Here is a 24,033-nt window from a genome sequence, read left to right on the forward strand (position 1 = left end):
CTAGTTTTAATATTTGTATTCATTTTTAAGCCTCACTGCATTGTTTAGTAATTGCTGCTTGAATTTCTGCAATTTTTCCATCAAATTCATCCTGTGGGATGTATTTCATTTTACCGATTTCTTCTTTAACAGGTAAAGCTACAATGTTTGCAATTGGTGCTCCTCTGTTAACAGCTGCAAGAGATTCTTTGTAGAATAAAAGGATAGTTTTTAACATTTTGTATTGTTTATCCGGTGCACAGTATGTGTCTACATCGTCAAATGCATTTTGCTGCAAGAAGTCTTCTCTTAACATACGGGTGGTTTCCAAAGTAGCTTGGTCAGTTTCAGGTAATGCATCAGGACCAACCAGTTGTACAATTTCTTGTAACTCGGATTCTTTTTGCAATAAGCTCATAGCTTGGTCACGAGTTGCTCTCCAGTCTGCTGCTACGTTTTCAGCCCACCAACCTTCAATACTGTCCACATATAATGAATAACTTTGCAGCCAGTCGATTGAAGGGAAGTGACGTTTATCCGCAAGGGATGCATCTAACGCCCAGAACACTTTACAGATACGTAATGTGTTTTGTGTAACAGGTTCTGACAAGTCCCCACCAGGAGGTGATACAGCACCGACTACGGAAATGGATGCAATATGTGGTTCTGAACCAATAGTTTCTACTCTTCCTGCTCTTTCGTAGAATTGAGCTAATCTGGATGCTAAGTATGCTGGGTAACCTTCTTCCCCAGGCATTTCTTCCAGCCTTCCTGAAATCTCCCTCATAGCTTCAGCCCATCTTGAGGTTGAGTCTGCCATAAGAGCTACGTCGTAACCTTGGTCACGGTAGTATTCAGCAATAGTAATACCGGTATATACACATGCTTCACGAGCTGCTACCGGCATGTTGGAAGTGTTTGCAATAAGAACAGTTCTGTCCATCAATGGGTTACCTGTTTTAGGGTCGTCGAGGAATGGGAATTCGGTAAGTACTTCAGTCATTTCGTTACCACGTTCTCCACATCCGATATATACAACGATGTCTGCATCTGCCCATTTAGCTAATTGTTGTTGTGTAACAGTTTTACCTGATCCGAAAGGACCTGGAATAGCTGCTGCCCCACCTTTAGCTACAGAGAAGAAAGTGTCTTGTGCTCTTTGACCGGTTACTAAAGGTATATCAGGGTCTAATTTTCTTACATATGGACGGCTTCTTTTTACAGGCCATTTTTGGAGCATTTGTACTTTTTCACCACCAACAGTAGCGATGTCATCCAATACAGTGTATTCCCCTTCAGCTGCAATTTCGGTAACTTCACCTTCAAGAGCAGGAGGAACCATAATTTTGTGTAAAACAGCTGTAGTTTCTTGTACTTCACCGAGTACATCTCCAGCTTGTAAAACATCTCCAACTTTTGCTACTGGTTTGAAAGCCCATTTTTTCTCTTTGTTAATGGAGTCTACATCAATACCTCTTGCAATGAAATCACCAGATTCTTCTCTGATGATTCTTAAAGGTCTTTGAATACCGTCGTAAATAGAACTCATAATACCTGGACCAAGTTCTACTGACAATGCTCCCCCAGTACATTCAACTACTTCACCCGGTTGGATACCGGCTGTTTCTTCATATACTTGGATAGTTGCGGTGTCACCTTCGAGCTCGATGATTTCTCCGATAAGCTTCTCGTCACCTACCCTAACCATCTCAAGCATCTGAGCCCCTCTCATACCATCTGCGACAATAACAGGCCCAGCAATCTTAATAATATTTCCTTCAATAATCATTTAACCATCTCTACCCCGATAACTCTTTTAATAAGGTCATTTATTTGATCAGATGATCCTTCTGAGGACCCATCTTTATCAGGTATTTCAATTATCATTGGTAAAACATTTGAACCAATTTTTCTATTAATATGATTTCTCATTTCATTTGCCAATACTTGAGTAATAATAATAATTGAAATTTCTTCATCTAAAAATTTATCAAAAGCAACAATAGCTTCTTCAGGAGTATTTACTACTTCTGCTTTTTTGACACCACCTAATCTAAATCCTGAAACAGTGTCAATATCACCAATAATTGCTACTGAACTCATATTAACATCTCCATGATTTTAGCATTAGGGAAGTCTGCTTCTCTTTTTGCCCTTGCAATAATTTTTAAATTTTTGATTTCACTTTCTTTTTGACTTAAATAACCAATAATTGGACCAATACCTAATGGTTTTTTAGATGCTAAAGATTTTGAATATTCGGAAGAGTAAGCATCCAATGCCTTTTCAAATACAGCAACTGAACCAGTTTCATTGTATACTGGCATTACGTCAGTCAATGCATCAGCATATTTTGTTCCTTCCAAACCGGAAACCACATTGGTAACATCCGGAGATTCCATTAAATCTTTTAGTTTCCATTCACGTAATTGGTATCCTTCTTCTAGTATATAAGGAGCGATTGCATCATAGTCGAGGCCATCTTCTTTTGCCCTTATAATTAGTTTAAGATTAGCTACATCAACTTGAGTTCCAACATATGAATATAATATCTGTTTGTTTTCATCGGAAGGAACATCAGTAGAACGTAATAATTTGCCTAAATAATATTTATCTAAAGCAGATTCTAATGGAAGAACCATATCAGTAGCTTCGTATTGTGGAAGAGCATCTTCTAAAGCTTGTGCATATTCAGTACTGTCTAAACTTGTTACAATGTCAGTTACGTTATCAGCGTCAGCTAAAGATTCCAAATCATCATATAATGATCCGCAAGGAATCAGTAATTCCCTTGTTTCATCAGCTGTAAGTCCAACTTCTTTAGCAGTTAAAAGACTTTTGATATTGTCGATATCTGCTTTTTTAGACATTACAACAAATGGATCTTTAATATCTTTAGGAGCTAATCTTGCAACAAAGTCATAAGTGTTTGCACGTTCAACGTCCAATGCTTTATCGAGTGGATATTCGTCTAAAACATCAGCGTATTCAGGGACTCCTCTGAGATAGTTTTCAACTTCTTCGACATTGTTGGTTTCAACAATTTCAGAAATCTGTTTTTCATCAAAGAGTCTTCCTTTTCTAGCTCTTACTCTTGCACTTGGATTGAGATAAGGATAAATGTCCAAAATTGGTCTAGATGTAATGATTACAACGACTGCACCTACAACAAGTATTGCTATAATACAGAATACAAGAAATGTTTCTTGTGTTAGTCCTACAGAACTTATCAAGGTAGCAATTTCATCTGCCATATATTTATCCTCCTAATTATTTAAATAAAACTTCAGCAACTTCACTACGTAAGATACTTTTGAATCTTTCTAATCTAGCTTCTATTGTATTATTTACTTCAATATCTCCATTGCTAGTTTTTAAGATAGCTCCACCAATGGCTTTGATAGGTTCGCCTAATGTGAATTTAATGCCATCAATTTCAAAACTGTCACCTGAAGATAAATCTTTTTTAAATTGGTTTGTATCGGCTTCGTTTAAATGGATAATTAAATCATTATGACCAATTTCATTAGCAGCCTCTTGAATCATTTTTGCCAATGAATCTTTATAATCTTCATCACCATCAGCTGCTTTAGCTTTTAATTCTCCAGTTGCTTGATTGAAAGCCGCTTCGATTACTTCTTCTTTAGCGCCTAATTTTGCTCTACGAGCATTCATCTTAGCTTCAGAGATAATTTGCTGATATCTCATATCAGATTGTTTTTTACCATTGTCTAAAATTTTAAGTTTTTCTGCTTCTGCAGTTTTTTCAGCTTTTGCGGTAATTTCTGAAACGTTTGCGTTTGCATCTTGAATGATTACATCAGCTTTCTCTTGGGCTTCAGACATAATGCTTGAAACAATTTTATCTGTGCCTGAGCTCATATAAATTGCCTCCTTAACCTAAGATTCCACCGAATACCATAAGTAAAATAGCAATCAAGAAACCGTAAATAGCTTGTGTCTCTGGTAATGCAGAGAAGATAATACCACGAGCAAACATATCATTGTCTTCTACAATAGCACCTACAGAGGATGCTGCTGCCATACCTTGACCCATACCGGAACCTAAACCGGCGAAACCAATGGATGCACCTACACCGATAGCAACAATACCTGCTTCGGTAGGTAAACCTTGTCCTCCACCTAATAATCCGGAGAAAACTAATAATAAGATTGCAACCAAGAAACCGTAAATAGCCTGAGTTTCTGGCAATGCAGAGAAAATAATACCTCTTGCAAACATGTCATTGTCTTCTGCAACTGCTCCTACAGAACCAGCAGCTGCCATACCTTGACCTAAACCGGAACCTAATCCGGCAAAACCAATTGCTACTCCAGCACCAATAGCTGCTAAAGCAGTACCTAAAGCAATTTCTACCATATTTATTCACCTTTGAAATAATATTGATTTTTTAATTTAATTTAAGATATAAATGAAAAATTTTTAATTTTTAAGTTTTGTAAATGTTCTTTTTGCTTTGAAAGCTTCGAATTTACCTTTACCTTCCATGAAGAATTGTGAGAAGAACTCTACATAGTTAAGACGTAAAGCGTTAATAAATGCACCTAATACTTGGAAAGCGAAGTTTGCTATATGACCAAATATGAATACAAATATTGCAACTACAATTCCTGCAAATGGAATCATGTTGTTTAACATTTCAGCTAAAATGTTAACTGTCATAGCAATACCACCGGTAGCTAAACATAATGCTAAAAGACGTGCGTAGGATAAAACATCACCCATGTAACCGAAAATATCCATTACACCGTATGCACCGTTAGCCCAAACTAACATTCCAATGGTTGCAACTATTAAAATACCGCCTAAAATCATACCAATCATGCCTATTGCAGGCATCATGAATCCTAAAGCGAGTAAGATAATTCCAACTTCAAAAACAAACCAACAGATTTGAGAACCTATTGCATCTTTAACGTTTCCGTATCTTAAGTTGTTAATAGCACCTATAATGAATCCTATGTTGGTGTAAATAAGACCAATAATAATAGCTATTATCAAAATAGTATCAGGGTGTACAAATGCTTCAACCGGACCGTATACGGTTGGTAAACGGAAACCTGCTATTCTTTCTGGGAAGTCCCCAATGAACCCATTGGTTATCATACCCAATATGAATGCCCATAGACCGGACCAGATTAAAATCCAACCAAATGAATGCATTGATTCTTTGATTTTTCCAAGACCTTTCAGCAATACAACACCAATAGCGGATACAACTAAACCATAAACTGCATCGGTTAAACAGAACCCGAAGAAGAATGGGAAAGTGATTGCAACAAATATTGTTGGATCAATTGCATTGTAACGTACTGGTGAGTACATATCTACGAGATATTCGAAAGGTTTTGAATACCATCCGTTTTGTTGTAAAACAGGAACATTTTCATCATCTGTACCTTCAACCTCTATTGTTTCAAAGGCACAATGTCCGTCAGAACTTTTTTCAACCAGTTGTTCAACTTTTTCTGTGTCTTTGACAGGCACCCATGCTTCAAGAACATAAGCGTCTTTAGTTTGAACAAAAGATGAAAGAATTTCGTTCTTTTCTTTTTCATTTTCTAGTTGTTCTTTGAGAGCCAATATCTCATCGTCCCATTGTTCAGCAACTGCCCTTAACTCTGTTTTTACAGCGGCACGTTCTGAATCAATAGTTAATAACCTGGAATCAGCTTTTGAAATAACATGTTGAGGAGTACCTTCAACATCACCTACTTCAATTTTCTCAAAGTCGAATTTACGAAGTGTTGAATAAACATCATCACTAAATTCTTTTAATGTTACTACAGTGATAATTTCTCCTTCCTTATCATCCATAGGAACAGTAAATACTTCTAATTCGTCTGTCAATTTACTTAATTCATTTTTGATTTCTGAAGCAGATTCAGCGTTAATCCTTCCAACAGTAGTAGAAGTGTACTTTGAATCTTTTAAAAGAGCTAAATCCATGTCAAAATTAGATAAGCGATTAGCCAAACTTTTATTAGACTTGAGTTCACTTGTTTCAGCGTCGAGTGCGGCTAGTTTTCCTTCAATGACACTTGTTTTACTCTCCACTTGAGCTAAAGTATCCTCAGCTTTTTCAATGAAAGCCTCAGTATCTAAAGCTTCAACTTCCTTTTGAACTGGCATGTCTGGACTAATAAAAGACATTAAAGTATCTTTTAACCCATGGCCTTCTGATAAAGAATCTCCCAGTAGTTCAGATATACCGTTTGTTTTCATGAGAAGTGAAGATAACTTACCTGTGTAAGGAGTGGCTTTTGCAGGAGTTACTAATTCCGCTAATTCAGGATCTTGCTGAATGCTTTCAGAAATATCACTGACTTGTATGAGTCCTGACTCGTGGAGAGCGTCCACTGTAGGAGCCACATACTTTTCCAGTGTAACAATTCTAATTTTACGCATTCTAGCTGTCTTGAACATATAATCTCACACTACAAAATATTTTTGACAATAATAGAAGCAGCATCATCCACGTTTGCCATAGCTTTGTCTTTTAAGGCTTTTACTTCACCTTGAGAGTGCTCAGCAATAGATTGTGCTTCTTTTTTAGCCTTATCTTCTGCATCAAAAACAGTTTTTTTAGCTTCTTCTTCAGCTGCGATTTTAGCTTCGGAAATAATTTCTTCAGCTTTTAATCTTGACTCAGCAATCAAATCTTTTGATTGTGACTCTGAATCAACAATAAGTTGTTCAGCATCAGATTCAGCTTTTTTTATCATTGCGATTGCGTCTGATATCTCTGCCATAATTAATCACCATGGTGTATTTATTTTTGTTGAGTAATATATATATCTTTTACTATTTAATATCAATAAAAATAGCTGAAATTTAAATTTAAATAAAAAAAAGTATTCAAAAAATAAAATTTAGATAAAAAAATCATAAATTAAAAAAAATAAAAGGTAAATAATTTACCTATAGAACCATTTCAAAATACTAGGCGGTAATTTCTGCATATAAGCAAGTACAGCTATTGCAATGATGATTAACCCCACTACAACAAGTTCAATACTGTAAGGTAAATCCAATAACATATATCCTGCAACCGCAATTACAATACCTTCAAAGAAGAACACTGCCTTGGTCCAACTAGGGTTGTATAATATAATCATGTATGCAACACCAATAAGAACTAAAATGATTGCAGTAGCGATAACCTCATTTGTTATTGTTTGATGCCTTAAGAAAGGAAGTAGACCCCAAACTATCAGCAATACAGCCAATAATACGCCTAATAATTTAAACATTTTAACGTTTGCCATAATAACACTTAATCTTAAATTAAACTTCATAATATTTATATCATTAGGAAACAATGAATATACATGGACAGGGCAGTATGGATAATCCTTAATAAAAACTTTTCCATTACAATGGACAGCGAAATAAAAGAAGATAAGATTACAGATAAGAAATTCTCACCGGGAAGTGACATCTGGACAGAAGAGCTTCCAAGATTGGGCTTCAGTAATGAACAGGTCCAAAAAGATTATGATGAGTTCATTTCAGACATAATGACATTGTTTACCGAACCTATGGTTAATGAAGTGTTCATCAATGCAAAGATTGGTGAGGAATCTGAGTACGTTAATGTCAAAACACCGTTGGTAATAAGAAAAATAGAAGAATATAGTGTAGATGAAATTATAGAATAGCGTTAGCCTTGTTTAAAACCTCATCCATACTACTGAACTGTAAAGGCTCCCCTTCATCGGATACCTTTTCTGTGGTAATCAGCACATTCGGTGAAGCCCATATGTATGAGTACATGAAATACACCACATTTATAAAGATAAGCAATGAAAATGCAGACAAAGCAATGATAAAACATACCGCATGAATCAAAAGATTGCCGTAACGCTTCTTTTTCATCAGGATAAAGTTATCTTCCTGCTCAACAAGCTTGAACTTATGAGTTGAGAGATCCTCAGCAATGTTTTCCATTTCTTTAGAACTGTCTGCACTTAATATCAATAAAGTCATTTTAATCAATATACACTACAAATTCGTCCAATTCCTTTCTTGGAGTTTCACGAGGTTCGGCATTGCCATAACCTAATGGAGTGAACAAAATAGGCTCTTCGTTTTCAGCCAAGTTCAGGAATTTATGGGCTTCATATTTTTTAAATGCCCCAATATAACATGTTCCAAGGCCAACATCCTGTGCAGCAAGAATCATATGGTCCATTACGATTGTTGCATCAATATCTGCAATGTTTTTACCGTCCCATGGCCGGGTCCATGCCTTGTCTTTAAGTGCAACAACACATAAAACGTAAGGTGCTTCGACAAACCATTTAGCGCCGTAGATTTTAGACAGCGCATCCTTATGTTTTTTAGTGTCAATGACATAAACTTTAAAAGGCTGATAATTGACGCCGGTCGGAGCCAATGTGGCTGCCTTGAGAACATATTCCAGTTTTTCGGCTTCAACTTCCTTGTCCAAATATCCCCTTACACTATACCTTTCAGTAATTACGTCAATGAATTCCATTCTATCTTCCTCCTTCATAGATTATATCATCCAAATCGCAAAAGCGCCTGAACTCATCCTCATCCATTTTTTCTTCATGAACATGTGCAATAATGCCTGGAAGTCTGCCAATCATGAAAATGCCCAATCCTAAATCCGGACTGAATCCCAAATCGGACAGAATAGCAGCATTTGCACCGTCAACATTAAGCCTGATTTTTTTCTTTTGATACACCAAATCCTCCAAGGCAAGAGCAAGTTTAACGTGAGGTCCAACAAAACCCTGCTTGATTGCAAGGTCCATCAATTTATCGGCCCTTGGATCAACATTATGATACCTATGGCCGAAACCAGGTATCTTTTTATCACCAAAGACATATTCATTGTAAATATCAATAGCCAAACTTGCGATTTGCTTGTTGTCAATGGTGGAATCCTCAGTGATATATAATGAATTTATGCTGGACTGATATAATTCCATTGTCTTTTCAATAGCTCCCGCATGCTTATGTCCGAATGAAAGAAATGCTCCTGCTACAGCAGAGTTCATAGGGGAACCTGATGACGCAACAAGACGGGCAGTCTGTGTACTTGGAGGGGTTGCTCCATGGTCACAGAAGGAAACCAGAACCTGATTGAATATTTTTCCCTCATCAACGGAAGGCAGCCTTCCCTTTAACATTAAAAAAATCATGTCACTGTATCTGATCTTTTCAATCAGATCTCTTTGATTATATCCCCGAGTAACGATTTTATCAGTTTCCACTCGGGATATGGCTGTTTTTAAAGAATGCTGATTAACCCTGAAATTATTCTCTTGCATTTTAATGTATCCTTAAACTTAATTATATTAACTATATATTTTTTCATAACTTTAATGTTGCTACTCTCGGCTCGACAAAACATGATGGCCTGACAGCAACAATCCTAACGCCACTTGCCCTTTGAGTTCCGATATTGACAAATGAGCCCAGAACTGTAGTTTTTCCTCCGAAACCCAAAGGCCCTATGCCCGTTTCGTTTAATTTGTCCTTAACGTATATTTCAACTTCACTCATATCATCAAGGTTCCCATATACAATTGACTTTAAAAGAAGTGCATTTGCCTCATAGTGTGTCCTGCCAATGCCTATTGATGGAATTGAAGGTGTGCATCCCAATAACCTTAATGAATCGGATAACCAATCAATTGCCGTGTCAATGACATTTGAAAATGAACGCTTATGGTAAACCCTATAGGTCCTGGCCCTGATTTCAGGACCTCCCCCTTCAAGGATAAAATGAATATTCAAAGTATCGGAAGAAATATCCCTTTTATAGGAAGATTCATCATTTCGTGAATCTATTAAAACAGATGCTGGCTTAAGCATTCCTGGTTTTTCAAACAATCCTTCAGACTGCTCAATTCTTTGGATTTCATCCCCTTTAACTGCCATTGGCCTTGCAGGAAGATTATCCAAACCCAATGCAATTCCTTCATGAATCTGATTTAACAGCTCGCCTGAAATCTCCCGTTCGGAGCCTATTTCGACAATAACATGCGGGATTCCCGTATCATCACATAAAGGAAACTCGGTTTTACTTGCCACTTTATAGTTGTCAAGAATCTGCGTTAATGCCCATCGAGCATTTTCATTATCTTCAATTTCAAGGGCTTTGGTTAATGCATTTAATTTATCGCTGCTTAAAGCAGTTGAAGCGTCAATAATAGATTTGGAAATCTCACCTAAAATGTCCATAAAATCACTCAGGAGTTGATAAGTCATCTGATTTTTCAGGAGATGCAACAGCATCAGGACAGTATGAATCAATCATTCTTTTAACCAGCATGACCTGCTTTATACGGGCAATTGCCTCTTTTTCTGTAGTGTCCCAGTTGTGATTTGCTGCTACCGAACCTCCGGTTTTCAAATAAACCGGTGAAGCAACGTCAATGAATTTCGGAACCTCATAATGCCTGATGAATCCTCCAGTGGATTTCGGATTTTCAGTGTGCAGATCCAAAGAAATGTCGATTGCATTTCTAATGGCTGCAATCATTGGGATTTGCAAGTCCCTTACCGGATTTAATGAATTCAACCCCATATTTTCCAGCATGATTGCAGAGGCAGGGTTTGAATGGCCCGCATGTGCAGACAGTTTAAAATGAACATTTTTTGGAATTTCCCCTTCACTGCGCATCTTATTTAAAACCCAAAGAAGACCTTCATCGTACAGCAATATTCCTCTAACTCCCAAATTGCATGCCCTTTTTACATCTTCAATTGCATAAACCAGATTATCGTAACCTCTAAGGCGATACCCTATTCTGCTTCCCTCTTTGGTGTGGACAGTTGCAGAGGTATCATAAGTGGCTCTTGGACCTACGGATAAAAATAACTCACAGCCATAATCGATTGCCAAATCAACCATCTTTTTGATATCATCATCACTTAAAAGCATTATTCCCTTTGTCTGGGTGACCCTGTGAATAAAAACATTATTTTTAGAGGATTCATTTAGAAGCGCATTCATTGTTTTTGGAGATTGAATTCCCGGAACTTCAAAACGATATTGTCCGCCATCACCAAATCGTTTAGGTGATTTGAAATCGGCTGAAGTTTCTTCAATACCAATTTTTTTCAAAAAATCCTTTGTTTTATCCATATTATCAACCATTTAATTTTTCAACAACATATTTCATTGAATACTCTTCAAGGGAATCAATTACAGTCAGATTTCTAACGTCATATAACGGATTGTTGGATTTGAACTTGTCAATCAGTTCGCTTAACTGGTATGGATTTTCGAAATCCCCTTTTGGAAGCAAAGTGATATTCTGAAATACCCCGTTTCTAAACTCCTTGTCGAGTTTGATGATTACATTTGACGGCCTTTTTTCCGGATAAAGTAAGTTTAATTGCTCATCTGAAAGGATTATCATCCTGTTGACCAGATTTTTAATGCTGTTTACCTTATCAACAGTGGAATAATTGTCCAGAAGACCATATTCAATTAATTGATGAATATCATCAACAGTGACTTCGCCGACAACCAAAGATATTGCGACTGCATAAGGCAAGGACTGCCTTAGCTCCTCAACATTTTTAGGATTGAAATTGTCATGTTCAGCCGCAACGGAATATGTCTTAACAGCGATATTTTCAATATGGTCATATTCATCCCCGATACTTGCCTTTAGCTTTAAAGCCGTATCTATTGATGAATGAATGTGTCTGCAGAACGGATATTTTTTAAAGTAGATGTCACGAACACGCACTTTTCCAACATCCTTGATTCTCTGTTCAAAAGAAAATTCTTCAGCAGAATAGTCATCACAGACCATTGTCTTTAGAAATCCTTCATTTCCTTCAAGGATTGTGCCAGTACCGGTAAAACCGTTTCTTGCAAGGACTGCAGATAAAATTCCATTGTAAACCGCCTTTCCAACATGAAGAGATTTTCCCATTGATCCCCCATGGTCTGATTCCAGAAGTCCTGCAGCCTGAGTTCCACATAATCCCAATGCATTTAGGATTTGATTATCATCAAGCTTTAGCAATTTGGAAGCAACAGCACCTGCAACAAAAGCCCCAATGGTGCCTGTTGTATGAAATCCCTTATTTCTATGCATAGGATTGACTATTTTTCCAAGCAGAATTCCAACTTCATAACCGACAATGACACCTTCAAGGAATTCCCTTCCACTCAAATCGTTGCTCTCAGCAATTGCAAGAGCTGTTGGAAATATTACTGACCCCAAATGGATTTGAGCTCCCCTGTGACCATCATCCAATTCAAGCACATGAGCGGAAACGCCATTTAAAAATCCCGCGCTCAAAATGTCGGTTTTTAGATTTCTTCCAATAACAGAAGCTTTTAAATTTAAATTAATATTTCCTGAAAATATTTCTTCAACTGTATTAAAAGCTATGTTTGAGGCTTCTTCATTCGCTCCTCGGTAGGTTACTCCAAAAAAATCTAAAAAAGCAGCTTTTACAGTGGTGATGGATTCCACAGTTGCTTGTTCATAACGATAGTTTGAAATAAATTTAGAAATATTTTTTAAAAACATAAAACACCTAAAATAATATTTGTAAAAGGTAGATTAAAAATTTAACTTTTAGATGGAAACAATTTTTCAAAATGAAGTAAATATTGCCTTAAGCGGCAGGAACTCCAGATAAAACTAATACAATGTGTGCGACAATAGCTGCACCATAATAAGTGGCGGCAATTACCAGAACAGTAATGACAATCGCTCTCCAACCCAAAGCCTTGAATTCATCCCAGCTTTTACCCATACCAATACCGACATATGCCAAAAAGACTGTAACGATAGATAACAGTTCAACCTTTGAAACATAATACAGGACAAATTCCGAAGTAGGCATTCCCGGAAATGCAAGCACTATACCAAATACACTTATATAAAGTATTGAAGAAATATTAAAAGGCAAATATCTCTCTAACCAAACTCCAGCAAGAGTAATGAGAGATAAAATTCCCATACCAACCAATGAATCAGTCATTGGGTGTTTGTAACCTAAATAGTTACCAATCACAGTTATAATTGAAAATATGATTAACAATACTATCCAATTAAATATACCATGAACAGTAACGTTTTCAGACCCGTCAATTAAGTCAGGCATTATTCATCCTCCTTTTTAGGTACAATCGGATCCCTTCCAATTTTTGGCTCCAACCAGTTATAAATCTTTTCAGTTAGAGGGATAGCAACAAATATTACTATATAAATACCAACACAGAATGAAAGCAGATTACTGAATCCTGCAAATGCTTCAATTTGAGTTTCCAAACCCGGAAACGCCGCAAGGGTTGGTCCGATAGCTGCAGCATTCATACTGGCACTTCCTACACCACTGGCCATAGCATATGCATAGGGATGCAGCGGTATGAAAGACAATGAGAATGTGACAAGGAAGCTTATGAATATTGTACCTATTACAGTACCGATAATAAATATTGCAAATACTCCCCTTGATTCGGGAGAATTGAAACCATATTTATCTACAACTACAGCAACGTTCGGTTCACGACCAATAGAGTTGGTCATACCAATGGATTCTTTTTTAAATCCTAAAAGAAGTGCAATTGGAAGAACTAAAATTGTTGCAAGGTGACCCAATTCCTGCAATATCAATGCTGGCCCCATGTCAAAAATCAAACTGATGGATTGACCACTGGATACAGCAAGCTTTGCAATGAGAACACCGATGAAAAGCATCATTGCCCCTTCGGCAATACGTGCCTGTTTTCTTTGAATCCATTTAATAGGCTTGATTAAATAAAAGGCAAGGCCAAGAATAATAGTGTAAATCAAAGGCATTATAGTGATGGCAACATCTTTAGTAAGTGGAATCTTTATAGTGCCGATTAACTCAGCAATAATAACTAGAACAAGTACCGTACCATGTAACTTGTAGTCTCTCCAAGGATTTTTCTTCAAAATCCTTTTATCCGTTTTTTCACGGTAAATATGCTCAACTTGCCCATCTTTATTTGGAATAAAAATCCACTCCCAAAGGATATGAAAAATATAATAATATACTCGTATACTAATAATTTCTTCAAACCTATTATTTAAAGTCATTGCATTTATTCTAAAAATATCACAAAATGAGAACATATTACAGTAATAAATTTCACAAAATAAGAAAAAATAAATATTGAATACCTGCAAATATAATCTCTCATCCTGGAAGATTATATCATTCCAGTAACCGCCAAGGTAATGTGCGCAATAGTTGCAGAACCTAGATAAGTTCCGGTAATGACAATCATACAAATAATAATTCCTTTCCAACCAATCTTTTTAAATTCTGTCCAGTCATTACCTATCGCTATTCCAACATAAGCTAAAAATGCAGTGCAAATTGTGGCCAAATTAATTTGTGAAACATAATGAACAACAAAATTAGATGTTGGAACACCCGGAATAGCTATAAGTATCCCAATTAAGCTAATGTAAATAATTGATTGGATGTTGACTGGAATTATCCTTTCAAGAGACATGCCCACAATAGTAACAAGAGAAATTATTATCATCCCAATGAAAGAATCGATTATTGGAGAGTGATAACCCACAAAGTTTCCGACAGTGGCAATAACTGAAAAGATTAAAAGCAATGCTCCCCATCTTTCAAGTTTTCCCCAAGACAATTCATCTTTAGAGACATACTTGTCCTGTTTTACACCCTGAATGTCATATTCATCATCAATAGAGTCCTCATCACTATCGGACAAATGTGGAGATAACCATCCATATAATTTTTCTGCAAGAGGTATGGAAACAAAAATACACATATAAATACCAAAGCAGAATGAAAGAAGATTACTGCAACCTGCAAAAGCTTCCAAATCAGTAGCCAATGAAGGGTAGATATGAGATATTGAAGCCAAGGAGGCCGCATTCATACTTGCACTTCCAATACCTGATGCCATTGCAAAAGCATATGGGTGGATAGGTAAAACTGAAACGGAAATGCTTGATAAAAGACTAATAAAAGCAGTCCCTATAATGGACCCAATGACAAAAATTGCTCACACTCCACGTGCTTCGGGAGACTTGAATCCATATTTATCAATAATAACCCCTAAATTAGGTTCACGACAGATAGAACTGGTCATACCAATAACTTCCCTTCTAAAACCCAAAAATAAAGCAACAGGCAATGCTATAAGAGTCCCCAAATCTCCAAATTGTTGTAAAATCAAAGCAGGACCAACATTAAAAATATCACTTATTGATTGGCCACTTGAAATTGCCAATTTGGCAATTAGAACCCCAATAAATAAAACCATTACTCCTTCAGCAACTTTAGATTGCTTACTGCCTACAAATTTAATAGGTTTTGCTAAAAAAAGAGCCAAACCCATAACCAAAGCATATAACAAAGGCAATAAAATAATCTGAATATTGTCAGTAATCCTAATCTCAATTACACCAATAAACATGGCAATGATAACTAAAACAAAAACAACAATGTGTACCTTATATTCAACCCAAGGAGGTCTCTTTTTAACTGCACGGTCTGTTTTTTCTCGAAAAGGATGTGTCTGATTAGTAATAAAATCTCCTCCAAAGATATGTGAAAATTAGATATTAATGTCACAATACCTGTCTTTCTTAATTCCACAACAATAGTGAAAATTTGAGTTGTTAATTTTTCCACAATAATTGCATATTATCCAGCATGACAATGCTGATTACAATTACCTATAAAAAAAGTAGTATATAAACCCATATGATTTAAGTCCAATTATTTCCAAAATTAGGAATAAAAATAGTAAAATAATTCTCAAAAAGTGAACAAATGGATGAAAAAATTGTATTAATGTGGTGTCAACACACAACTACATTCTTGAAAGTGGTTTTGACAAGTGCCTTCGAGCGGAAACAGGAGTTTCATAAAATTTTTTATTCTCTAAAAACCTATCAATTTTAACAGGAACCTTATCATCGGATTCTATTTTATTCCCGCATTTTTTACATTTGAATCCTTTATTCGCACCTGCAGAGGTCATTCTTTTACCGCATTCACAAATTGGATTTTGATATATAATATCATTCAATTTTATGACTTGGAACTTCTCAATATTGAATGTATTTTGCTCCCCTATTCCCCCAAATACTTTAATGACATCTCCTGGCAGCAAATAAGAAACAATTTTTCTAAAGTTTTTTGTGGGTTCATATGCCCCGCATTCAATTTCACCGGACTCATCTTTGATGTAGAAAAACATGTGCCCCCCTTCAATGATTGAAGGTTTGTTTTTTACCTCCCCCACAACTTCATAACATCCGAACTGCTTCATTGAAGAGATATTTTTCGCCTTTTGAATATGCATGTCAGTGTGCTGGTTTGTCTTGAATATGCACCAGTCCACAATAGGCTCATTGACTTTAACAATCTCTTTTGCCTTTATGAGTGCATCAACTGTATTTGATCTGATACCATACAATACCGGGCATGGAGTCTTCGGCTCAATTGCAATATATTTTTCAGCGTAATCTATATTTTCGAAGGTGTCCGGGAAAGTTTGTTTGTCCATCTCATAAACGGATTCATAGTCAATCTGTCTTTTGGTTCCGTAATTTTGACTGCTTCTGTAAGCAAGCAATTCAAAAGTAAAATCAGTCAATGGCAGACTAATGGCTGCAATGGATCCTATAATTCCACGTCCCTTTTTAAACTTATGAATCTCACAGCCTATGGAATTCCCAAACTCTTCAGCATCTTCAATTGTAATGAACTCATAGATTGCCCTGAATGCATAATCCTCCATTTCAGAAGTGATTTCACCTTCATAAAAAATAACGCCAGGATTGGTATTGTCACAATCGAACATTGAAAGTTTTTCAACTTCTTCAAGCACAATTTCACGAGCCAAACCTGCCTTATCATCATTTTCAATTTGAAAACTGACACCACCATTTCCACGTGTTTTAAACCTAGCGAAGGGATTCAGCCTAATCAATCGAGGATAATCGAGCAGTTCAATGCCATTGTCATTTAATCTGTTGATAATTTGGCTTGCCAGAAATGTTGTGCACATGCCGTCTGGAGAGTCAGTATCGTCTATGCCAATATGTAAAATATTAATTATAATCACCTTAAAGTATACAAATATATTTATTTAAAACAATATATAATTTAAAGAGGTATTTTGATATGTTAACTCGAGCCGCACTGCTACAACAGATTGAAAATTTATTGAAATCACAAGGGTATAAAACCTCAGACATTTATGATCAGGGATCATTTGATTTGGTGGCACGTAAAAACTTATTAATTTTACTTCTGAAAACATTTTTAAACATTGACAGTATCAATGAACAGAATGCGCGTGAAATGAAACAGTTAGCAAACATATTTCTGGCTTCACCAATCATAATCGGTGAAAAGTCAAGAAACGGACTTCTTGAAGACGGAGTAATCTATGAAAGATATGAAATTCCAACAATCAGCATTGAAACTTTCAGAAACATGATATTATACAACGAATATCCTGAAATCTTAGCCGACCGTGGAGGATACTTTGTCAAAATCGACGGTAATGTCATAAAGCAATACCGTGAAGAATATTCGATGTCACTTAAGGATTTGGCCAATCTGGCGCATGTTTCAAGGGCGACAATGTACAAATATGAAAACGGCATTGTTCGCGCAAATACCGAAACTGCAATGATTCTGGAGGAAATCCTCAATACCAAGGTAACACTTGACATTGACCTGTTAAAGCAACCTCAAAAAGATGATATCGAGTATAATGATGATGTTAATGATTTATCAAAACTGGGCTATGGAGTATTATCAACAAACAAAGGTCCATTTGATGCTGTTGCAAAAATGAAAAGTTCAGACAAGCATTCCCCATTGATGGCAAATGTCGAAAAGAACAGAACTGAAAAAACATTGAAAAGAATGGCAGTTCCTTTAAAAGACCTGTCAATGGTTACAACTTCAGAACCTGTATTTATAATCAACAATGACAAAATAAGAGAGTCAATAGGAACCATCCCCGTTATCAAATCATGGGAATTGAAGGAATTTGAAAATTCAAAAGAATTGCTTAAAATGATTAAAGAGAGAAAAGAGAGTTAAGTGGTCTATATGGAAAATCTACAAATTACTGACATGGAAAATCATCCCATAAAATGGGTTTGTAACTATAAAGGACAAAGAGCTATTGGCATTTGCGGCAAAACTCAAAAAATTGCGATGTTTGCATCTGACGAGCGTGTTTCCAAAATCCTGGATGACATCGTAATTGGAACTGATGAAGCTCAGGAGGGATACGGTTGTGAAGAAAAGGACAGATGCTGCAATTTTGAATGCGAACTATGTGAAATCTCTCCAAGACAATACCTGCAGATTACTGGCAAAAAGCCATCCAATAAAAATATAAAAGATTTGATTAACGGACTAGCAGACTTAAATAAGACTTTAAAGGAAGACGGATTCATCCCATTTGAAGAATATGAAGTCGTCAATCTCTAAAACTCTTTTAAGAGTGAAAAATCTTCTTTTGCCTCATCGCAACTGGCAACGCCCAAAGTGATTGCATCAATATAATCTATATTTTTAAAAAAAGTGAACGATTCCTTAGGCTGCAATACACCAGCGGCCAATGCCCTGGTTGCTATTACCTTTTTATTCAATTTAACTAATTTTTGTCTGAACTCTTCCCTTTGGGAAGCATTAAACGCTGAAATGTCCATCATATATGAAAGTGAATTAAAGGGAATCATGTAAAAATCAAATAAATCCACATCCAAATTATCAAAAAGCAAATCAGTCATTTTTGATGGAAATGCAGTGACTAGCCCGGAAAGTGACCCTGAATCGTTAATCTTAGTCAATATCTTTGAAGTCAATTTCCAGTCATGCGCATCAACGATGAACTCATCAACAAGCATTAGCGGACAGTCATATTTGGAAAACAATTCAATGTCTTCCTCCCAGTCAGCTTCTTTTGCAACCTCATAATTGGGATTCAGATAATCCACATCTGACTTTCCAACGGTTGCGATGACCTTCATTTCACATCCTTTTTCACATGCAATATCATATGCTTCAATCAAAACAGGATCATTAACCAGATTTATTGCACGAACGCCCTGATTGTATGATTCAATTATTACATCAGCAATATTTTGAGGACTTGAGTATAAATCCATCTGATAAAGCCTAGATCTATGTCCAAAATAAGGTTCCGCCATGAATGGACCGTAACCCAGGATTACTTGCGGAATTGATTTACCTTTAAATGTTAAGTCCTCAAAAAACATGATTATCACTTATTCTTTTTCCACTACAACTGCAGTTCCGTAAACAAGGATTTCCTGCATTACATTGGAAATTTCATTTGAGTCGAATCTGATTGCAACAATGCCGTTAGCACCCAATTCCTTTGCATGTGCGATTGCTCTGCCTAGAGCTTCCTCTCTGGACTCTTCCATCATCTTTACATATTGGTTGATTTCACCACCAAAGAGAGATTTTACACCTGCTCCGATTTGACCGCCGGCACCTCTGCTTCTAACGGTTAATCCGTAAATAAATCCTTTTGTTTCCACTGTTCTGAAACCAGGAATGTCATTTGCTGTTGATATTGGGAATTCTTCTACTGATACCATATTTATCACCAAAATTTTTAAAAAGAACTTGAAATCCTTTCTAGTATTATTTTATAAGTTATTCATTAAAAAACTATCTAAAGTTAATATTTTCATAAATATAAATATAATAAAAAATAGATATTAATATAATATTTATTATTAAATATTCCTTTTAAATTAAGAATTATATGGTGAAAATATGAAAGTACTTATTGCTGATTCTATTAATGAAAAAGGTATCGAAAATCTGAAGGAAGTGGCTGAAGTCGTTGTTGACACCAGCATCACTCCTGAAGAATTGGCAGATACCATCCATGAATACGACGGAATTATCGTAAGAAGCCGGACAAAATTAACTGCAGATTTAATCAAAAAAGCAGACAACATGAAAATAATTGCAAGAGCAGGTGTCGGTGTGGACAACATTGACCTCAATGCTGCAACCGAAAAGGGAATCATGGTTGTAAACTCACCTGAATCCACTTCAGTTACAGTAGCTGAACACACCATGGGTTTAATCTTAAGCATGGCCCGTAAAATATCCATTGCAGACAAATCTGTAAAAGACGGCAAATGGGAAAAGAAAAATTTCATGGGTGTTGAACTTAGAAACAAAACTCTTGGTGTAATCGGAATGGGTAGAATCGGTTCCCAAGTGGTAAACAGATGTAAAGCATTCGGTATGGAAGCCATGGCATATGACCCATACCTTCCTGAAGAAGTTGCAAAACAGATGGGTGTTGACCTAACTGACCTTGAAACCGTGCTTAAAAACGCAGATTTCATTACCATTCACGTTCCTCTTACTCCTGAAACCAAACACTCAATTTCAACTGAACAATTTGAAATAATGAAAGACACAGCATACATCGTCAACTGTGCACGTGGCGGAATCATCGATGAAGATGCTTTATATGATGCATTGGTAAACAATAAAATCGGCGGTGCTGCATTAGACGTATACGAAGAGGAACCTCCTGCTGCAGATTCAAAATTATTCGAACTCGACAATATCGTATTGACTCCACACATTGCAGCTTCAACAAAAGAAGCTCAAAGGGATGCTGCAATTATTGTTGCGGATGAGATTATCGACCTGGCAAAAGGAAAATCTCCAAGAAACGTATTGAACATGCCTCGTATTGATCACAATACCTACCAGGAAGTTGCTCCATACATGGAATTGTGTGAAAAATTAGGCAGATTCATCTCCCAAGGAGTCAACGGCAAAATCAAAGAAATTGAAATTATTTACAGTGGAGAATTAGCTGAAATCGATAACCTTGAAATTTTAACAAGAACTGTTATCCAAGGAGTTGTAAATCCATTCTTAAGCTCCCCTGTCAACGCTGTAAATTCCACTCTTGTTGCAAAAGACAGAGGAATAAGCATTACTGAAGGAAGAAAAGACAATGCAAAAGGATATGACTCATTAATCAAAGTCACTGCAAAAAGTGCAGACGACAAATTCTCAGCTGTAGGAACTCACCTTCACGAATCAAGAATTTTAAAAGTAAACGATTACTGGGTTGATGTTATTCCTGAAGGACACATGTTCATTGCAAAATATGAAGATGTTCCTGGAAGTATCGGTAAAATCGGTACAAAATTAGGAGAACACAACGTCAACATCGGAATCATGCAAGTTGGAAGAGATGAAAAAGGCGGAAGAGCCATCATGGTTCTAACTTTAGACAAAGAGATTCCAAAAGATGTTATTAAAGAAATCCAAGCTTTAGACAATGTCTATGAAGCAAACGGATTAGAGTTATAAAAAACAATTTTCACCATATTGTTTTTTATTTTTTATTTTTTTTCAACCAAAAAAAGATTTATTCCTTAAATTCTTTAGATATCCTTTTTTATTTTTTATTTTTTCAACCATTAAAAATAGCTATTTTTTAGATTCCCTGATGATGTTCTTGATAGTGCCGTCGGGATTTAACTCAATTTTAATTATTTGAGGACGTGACTGATTTTCATAATCCTGATATTGGTTTTTCCGCTCTTCATCAAGTGTTTTGAAGAATTCATCATCCTTTTCATCAAAAAATCCAGGTTTGAATTCATCATCATCAGTTACAACATCATCCTCATCAAAAAACTCACTGACAACATCATCATTGACCAAATAGCTGTAATCGCCAATGCTGTAGTTTTGAGGATTCCCATACCGGTCATAAGCCCTGAATGTCTCGAAACTATATGGCAGACATACAATCATGTGAAAGTATCCGTACTTTGAAAATGTCTTTAAATCTGCGCTTGACGGCTGTGCGCTTGGCCCTGGATGTGAGTGTACTGACCCCAAATATTTGGTGTTCATTGGAATCAGCTCGGTGTGAACAACCGCTCCGGTTTCACAGGTTTCACCCGGAACAAAAATCAAACTTGTAATATATAGAATCTTATTTTTGATTTCACCGTCAAAAAAAGCCAGAAATTCGTTCGGATAGGCATGTTTTGCATAATAGATGACGGATTCTAGAACTTCAATGTCGACTCTTACTTCCCTAAATTCCCCTTCATCATTTTTGAATATTTTTGAAATAAAACTCAATCTATCACATCCATTTCCTTGAAGAATTCATCGCCGAATATTGGAATTTCCCAGTCTATGAATATGTGGCTTCTGTATGAAACCTGATCTTTATTTTCCTTTTTGTTGAAACCTACGACTTTTTTGTTTTTCCTATATATTCCTATTCCCCTTTTTTTGTATGTTTCAACATTATTCAAGTTAATGCCGTTTTCAAACAATAATTCATGGACATCACTTAAGTTCATGCCTTTTATTTTATCGTTTGCAACATTATTTGGATACTTGGATTTGAGGTAGGATATCCCATGTGAGTTAACGCAGTTGACCCATGACTCATCCTGCCTCCACTTGAAATATTTGACAATATCATCATCACTTATGGGAATGACTCTTGAATCAAAAGCAGGAGGCTTTTTAAATTCTCGATTATAATGCATTACAAATGAACTTGCAGTAAAACTGGCAATTACAGAATTCAATTTTTCAATGCGACCGTCAAAAGGAACCTTATCAAAAAGCAAGCTTATTTCATCTGAAAATGTGTAAACAAACAGCGGTGAAAACTCTTCAAAAAGATCTCTGCAAACCTGGGACATCACTTTGTAGAAATTTTCATCATATGGTTTAATCAATTCCAAATCACGTGCCAAGGTATGGAAACTTCTTCCATCAAGCCGCATTATGATTTTGGAGTTTTTTGGAACTTTCAGAGATGAATAAACTTCGTATTCCTTCATTACATTCCCACACTAATAGTCTCATTGAAACTTTTAAGCAATCTGATGGCTGAAAGAGCAGCCAACATGCTGGTTTTTGGATTGGCAGCACAAGGATAGTTCATTGTTGTTGTTTTAAATTCACCAAAGTCCCCTTTTGCAGTTATTTCATGCACGTTTCTGTCCACATTCGGATCAACAATGATTTTAACATCAATGTCCCTTTGACAGGCTATGCTTATTGTTGCGGCAACGTTAATGTTTAAAGGAAATTCCTTAACCGCTTCAGAGGCTTTTCCTTCAAAAAGCACTTCAACATCATCAATATCTTTTCCAAGTGATTTTGGAGATTTGCGGGTAATCAAACTTACTTCCTTAAGGCCAAATTTAGCGACCGCCTTGATTCCGTCCAAACCTACGATGGCGCCTGACGGCAAATGGATTTTGGCATTGTTTTGCTTGGCTATCTGCTCCACTTCATGATAAAAATCCATATCCATGAATGCACCGATGCTCATGACAATCATGTCACGTCCTTTTTTCAATATTTTAGGTGCAAAATGCTTAACTGAATCTGGTGAAGCACATTCCAAGACCAAATCGACATTATCCACCATCTCATCAAAGTCAAGTGCCGCTACACCCCCCGCAAAACTTGCAAGGTTTTCCGCCCTTTCAATATCCTTATCGAAAAAGTATGCAATTTCAATACCGTTATTTTCTGGAACTATGCTGGTTGTAATAATGTTTGCTATAGCTCCGCAGCCTATAATACCTACTTTCATAGTAATCACTTTAAAATAAGTCTGTTAAAATTAAATTAAAAACAAAAAAAGAAAAACGGAAAGATTATCTATAATCTTTCAGGCTCAAATTGAACTTGAGCATCATTTTGTGGTTGGGTTTCAGTTGGTTTTGGAGCTGCTTGTTGAGGAATTTGTGGTTCAGGAGCTACTTTTTTAATGTCCCTAGGATTAATTAACATGATGTCCCCAATAGCTTGAACTTTGTCAAAGTCAACAGTCAACAAATCATTTTGGAAAGATCTCATGTCTGTGTCTTCAGGTGATTCACCACGAATGGATCCTAAGAATTGATTTACAAATCCTGCTGGTTTTCTTTCTTGTTCAATTGCTCTTACTTGTAATTTTGAAATGGTTCCTAATC

Annotated in this window: 27 protein-coding genes and 1 pseudogene; 4 read left to right on the forward strand and 24 right to left on the reverse strand. The window is 36.2% G+C overall.

All coding sequences use genetic code 11. From position 1 onward, the window contains the following. Positions 1-25: 25 nt before the first annotated feature. The 8 genes from Q0W26_RS06055 to Q0W26_RS06090 form a co-directional block, all read right to left on the reverse strand. Positions 26-1,768, reverse strand: a complete 1,743-nt coding sequence (locus Q0W26_RS06055; RefSeq protein ID WP_298523388.1) for an ATP synthase subunit A — start codon at positions 1,766-1,768, stop codon at positions 26-28. Beyond that, positions 1,765-2,082, reverse strand: a complete 318-nt coding sequence (locus Q0W26_RS06060; protein ID WP_298523389.1) for a V-type ATP synthase subunit F — start codon at positions 2,080-2,082, stop codon at positions 1,765-1,767. The genes Q0W26_RS06055 and Q0W26_RS06060 overlap by 4 nt, the downstream gene beginning before the upstream one ends. Further along, positions 2,079-3,233 (reverse strand): V-type ATP synthase subunit C, encoded by a 1,155-nt coding sequence (locus tag Q0W26_RS06065; protein ID WP_298523390.1) that lies wholly within the window; start codon positions 3,231-3,233, stop codon positions 2,079-2,081. Before Q0W26_RS06065 ends, Q0W26_RS06060 begins: the two co-directional genes overlap by 4 nt. A 16-nt stretch (positions 3,234-3,249) precedes the next feature. After that, on the reverse strand, positions 3,250-3,861 hold the full coding sequence (locus Q0W26_RS06070) for a V-type ATP synthase subunit E (protein ID WP_298523391.1): 612 nt from the start codon (positions 3,859-3,861) through the stop codon (positions 3,250-3,252). 13 nt (positions 3,862-3,874) lie between these two features. After that, positions 3,875-4,360 carry a V-type ATP synthase subunit K gene (locus Q0W26_RS06075; protein ID WP_069573492.1) on the reverse strand — a complete coding sequence of 162 codons (486 nt, stop codon included), beginning with the start codon at positions 4,358-4,360 and terminating at the stop codon, positions 3,875-3,877. 63 nt (positions 4,361-4,423) lie between these two features. Further along, complete coding sequence (locus Q0W26_RS06080) at positions 4,424-6,427, reverse strand: V-type ATP synthase subunit I (protein ID WP_298523392.1); 2,004 nt, start codon at positions 6,425-6,427, stop codon at positions 4,424-4,426. Between the two features lie 11 nt (positions 6,428-6,438). Then, positions 6,439-6,753 carry an HrpE/YscL family type III secretion apparatus protein gene (locus tag Q0W26_RS06085; protein WP_298523393.1) on the reverse strand — a complete coding sequence of 105 codons (315 nt, stop codon included), beginning with the start codon at positions 6,751-6,753 and terminating at the stop codon, positions 6,439-6,441. Positions 6,754-6,918: 165 nt separating this feature from the next. Further along, positions 6,919-7,269 (reverse strand): hypothetical protein, encoded by a 351-nt coding sequence (locus Q0W26_RS06090; RefSeq protein WP_298523394.1) that lies wholly within the window; start codon positions 7,267-7,269, stop codon positions 6,919-6,921. Between the two features lie 63 nt (positions 7,270-7,332). On the opposite strand from Q0W26_RS06090, the gene Q0W26_RS06095 reads away from it, so the two are divergent. Beyond that, positions 7,333-7,662 (forward strand): hypothetical protein, encoded by a 330-nt coding sequence (locus Q0W26_RS06095; protein WP_298523395.1) that lies wholly within the window; start codon positions 7,333-7,335, stop codon positions 7,660-7,662. Here Q0W26_RS06095 and Q0W26_RS06100 read toward each other — a convergent pair. The 10 genes and pseudogenes from Q0W26_RS06100 to Q0W26_RS06145 form a co-directional block, all read right to left on the reverse strand. Further along, entirely contained in the window at positions 7,652-7,990 is a 339-nt protein-coding gene (locus tag Q0W26_RS06100; RefSeq protein WP_298523396.1) for a hypothetical protein, read from the reverse strand. The genes Q0W26_RS06095 and Q0W26_RS06100 overlap by 11 nt on opposite strands. Before the next feature lies 1 nt (position 7,991). Continuing rightward, a complete protein-coding gene (locus tag Q0W26_RS06105) occupies positions 7,992-8,501 on the reverse strand; it encodes a nitroreductase family protein (protein WP_298523413.1) in 510 nt (169 codons plus the stop codon). 1 nt (position 8,502) lies between these two features. Next, entirely contained in the window at positions 8,503-9,303 is an 801-nt protein-coding gene (locus Q0W26_RS06110) for a citryl-CoA lyase (protein WP_298523397.1), read from the reverse strand. A gap of 43 nt (positions 9,304-9,346) precedes the next feature. Next, positions 9,347-10,219, reverse strand: a complete 873-nt coding sequence (locus tag Q0W26_RS06115; RefSeq protein WP_298523398.1) for a fumarate hydratase — start codon at positions 10,217-10,219, stop codon at positions 9,347-9,349. A 4-nt stretch (positions 10,220-10,223) separates the two neighbouring features. Beyond that, positions 10,224-11,126, reverse strand: a complete 903-nt coding sequence (locus Q0W26_RS06120) for a peptidase (protein WP_298523399.1) — start codon at positions 11,124-11,126, stop codon at positions 10,224-10,226. A gap of 4 nt (positions 11,127-11,130) precedes the next feature. Continuing rightward, entirely contained in the window at positions 11,131-12,534 is a 1,404-nt protein-coding gene (locus Q0W26_RS06125) for an MmgE/PrpD family protein (protein ID WP_298523400.1), read from the reverse strand. 88 nt (positions 12,535-12,622) lie between these two features. Then, on the reverse strand, positions 12,623-13,114 hold the full coding sequence (locus Q0W26_RS06130; protein ID WP_298523401.1) for a hypothetical protein: 492 nt from the start codon (positions 13,112-13,114) through the stop codon (positions 12,623-12,625). After that, positions 13,114-14,013 (reverse strand): DUF3100 domain-containing protein, encoded by a 900-nt coding sequence (locus Q0W26_RS06135; protein WP_342765339.1) that lies wholly within the window; start codon positions 14,011-14,013, stop codon positions 13,114-13,116. Before Q0W26_RS06135 ends, Q0W26_RS06130 begins: the two co-directional genes overlap by 1 nt. Positions 14,014-14,189: 176 nt before the next feature. After that, positions 14,190-15,440: pseudogene (locus Q0W26_RS06140) on the reverse strand (DUF3100 domain-containing protein). Positions 15,441-15,839: 399 nt separating this feature from the next. After that, entirely contained in the window at positions 15,840-17,099 is a 1,260-nt protein-coding gene (locus Q0W26_RS06145; RefSeq protein ID WP_298523403.1) for a tRNA(Ile)(2)-agmatinylcytidine synthase, read from the reverse strand. A 59-nt stretch (positions 17,100-17,158) separates the two neighbouring features. Between Q0W26_RS06145 and Q0W26_RS06150 the strand changes: the two genes are divergently transcribed. Both Q0W26_RS06150 and Q0W26_RS06155 read left to right on the forward strand, forming a co-directional pair. After that, positions 17,159-18,091 (forward strand): transcriptional regulator, encoded by a 933-nt coding sequence (locus Q0W26_RS06150; RefSeq protein ID WP_298523404.1) that lies wholly within the window; start codon positions 17,159-17,161, stop codon positions 18,089-18,091. Positions 18,092-18,100: 9 nt separating this feature from the next. After that, entirely contained in the window at positions 18,101-18,487 is a 387-nt protein-coding gene (locus Q0W26_RS06155) for a hypothetical protein (protein ID WP_298523405.1), read from the forward strand. Here Q0W26_RS06155 and Q0W26_RS06160 read toward each other — a convergent pair. Continuing rightward, entirely contained in the window at positions 18,484-19,278 is a 795-nt protein-coding gene (locus Q0W26_RS06160; RefSeq protein ID WP_298523406.1) for a hypothetical protein, read from the reverse strand. The two genes, Q0W26_RS06155 and Q0W26_RS06160, sit on opposite strands and share 4 nt — an antisense overlap. A gap of 9 nt (positions 19,279-19,287) precedes the next feature. After that, positions 19,288-19,626, reverse strand: a complete 339-nt coding sequence (locus Q0W26_RS06165) for a heavy metal-binding domain-containing protein (protein WP_298523407.1) — start codon at positions 19,624-19,626, stop codon at positions 19,288-19,290. Between the two features lie 181 nt (positions 19,627-19,807). Between Q0W26_RS06165 and serA the strand changes: the two genes are divergently transcribed. Next, positions 19,808-21,382, forward strand: a complete 1,575-nt coding sequence (gene serA / locus Q0W26_RS06170; RefSeq protein ID WP_298523408.1) for a phosphoglycerate dehydrogenase — start codon at positions 19,808-19,810, stop codon at positions 21,380-21,382. Positions 21,383-21,502: 120 nt separating this feature from the next. Here serA and Q0W26_RS06175 read toward each other — a convergent pair whose 3' ends face one another. From Q0W26_RS06175 to Q0W26_RS06190, 4 genes are all read right to left on the reverse strand, one after another. Beyond that, positions 21,503-22,168: a Mov34/MPN/PAD-1 family protein gene (locus Q0W26_RS06175; protein WP_298523409.1), complete on the reverse strand. Its 666-nt coding sequence runs from the start codon at positions 22,166-22,168 to the stop codon at positions 21,503-21,505. Continuing rightward, positions 22,165-22,887 carry a tRNA(His) guanylyltransferase Thg1 family protein gene (locus tag Q0W26_RS06180; protein WP_298523410.1) on the reverse strand — a complete coding sequence of 241 codons (723 nt, stop codon included), beginning with the start codon at positions 22,885-22,887 and terminating at the stop codon, positions 22,165-22,167. Before Q0W26_RS06180 ends, Q0W26_RS06175 begins: the two co-directional genes overlap by 4 nt. After that, positions 22,887-23,651, reverse strand: coding sequence for an aspartate dehydrogenase (locus Q0W26_RS06185; RefSeq protein ID WP_298523411.1), 765 nt, complete (start codon positions 23,649-23,651; stop codon positions 22,887-22,889). The genes Q0W26_RS06180 and Q0W26_RS06185 overlap by 1 nt, the downstream gene beginning before the upstream one ends. Positions 23,652-23,719: 68 nt before the next feature. After that, positions 23,720-24,033, reverse strand: a 314-nt coding sequence (locus tag Q0W26_RS06190; RefSeq protein WP_298523412.1) for a hypothetical protein, incomplete at its 5' end; no start/stop codon positions are given.

The sequence above is a fragment of the uncultured Methanobrevibacter sp. genome, assembly GCF_947169325.1.
In the GTDB taxonomy this organism is placed as follows: domain Archaea; phylum Methanobacteriota; class Methanobacteria; order Methanobacteriales; family Methanobacteriaceae; genus Methanocatella.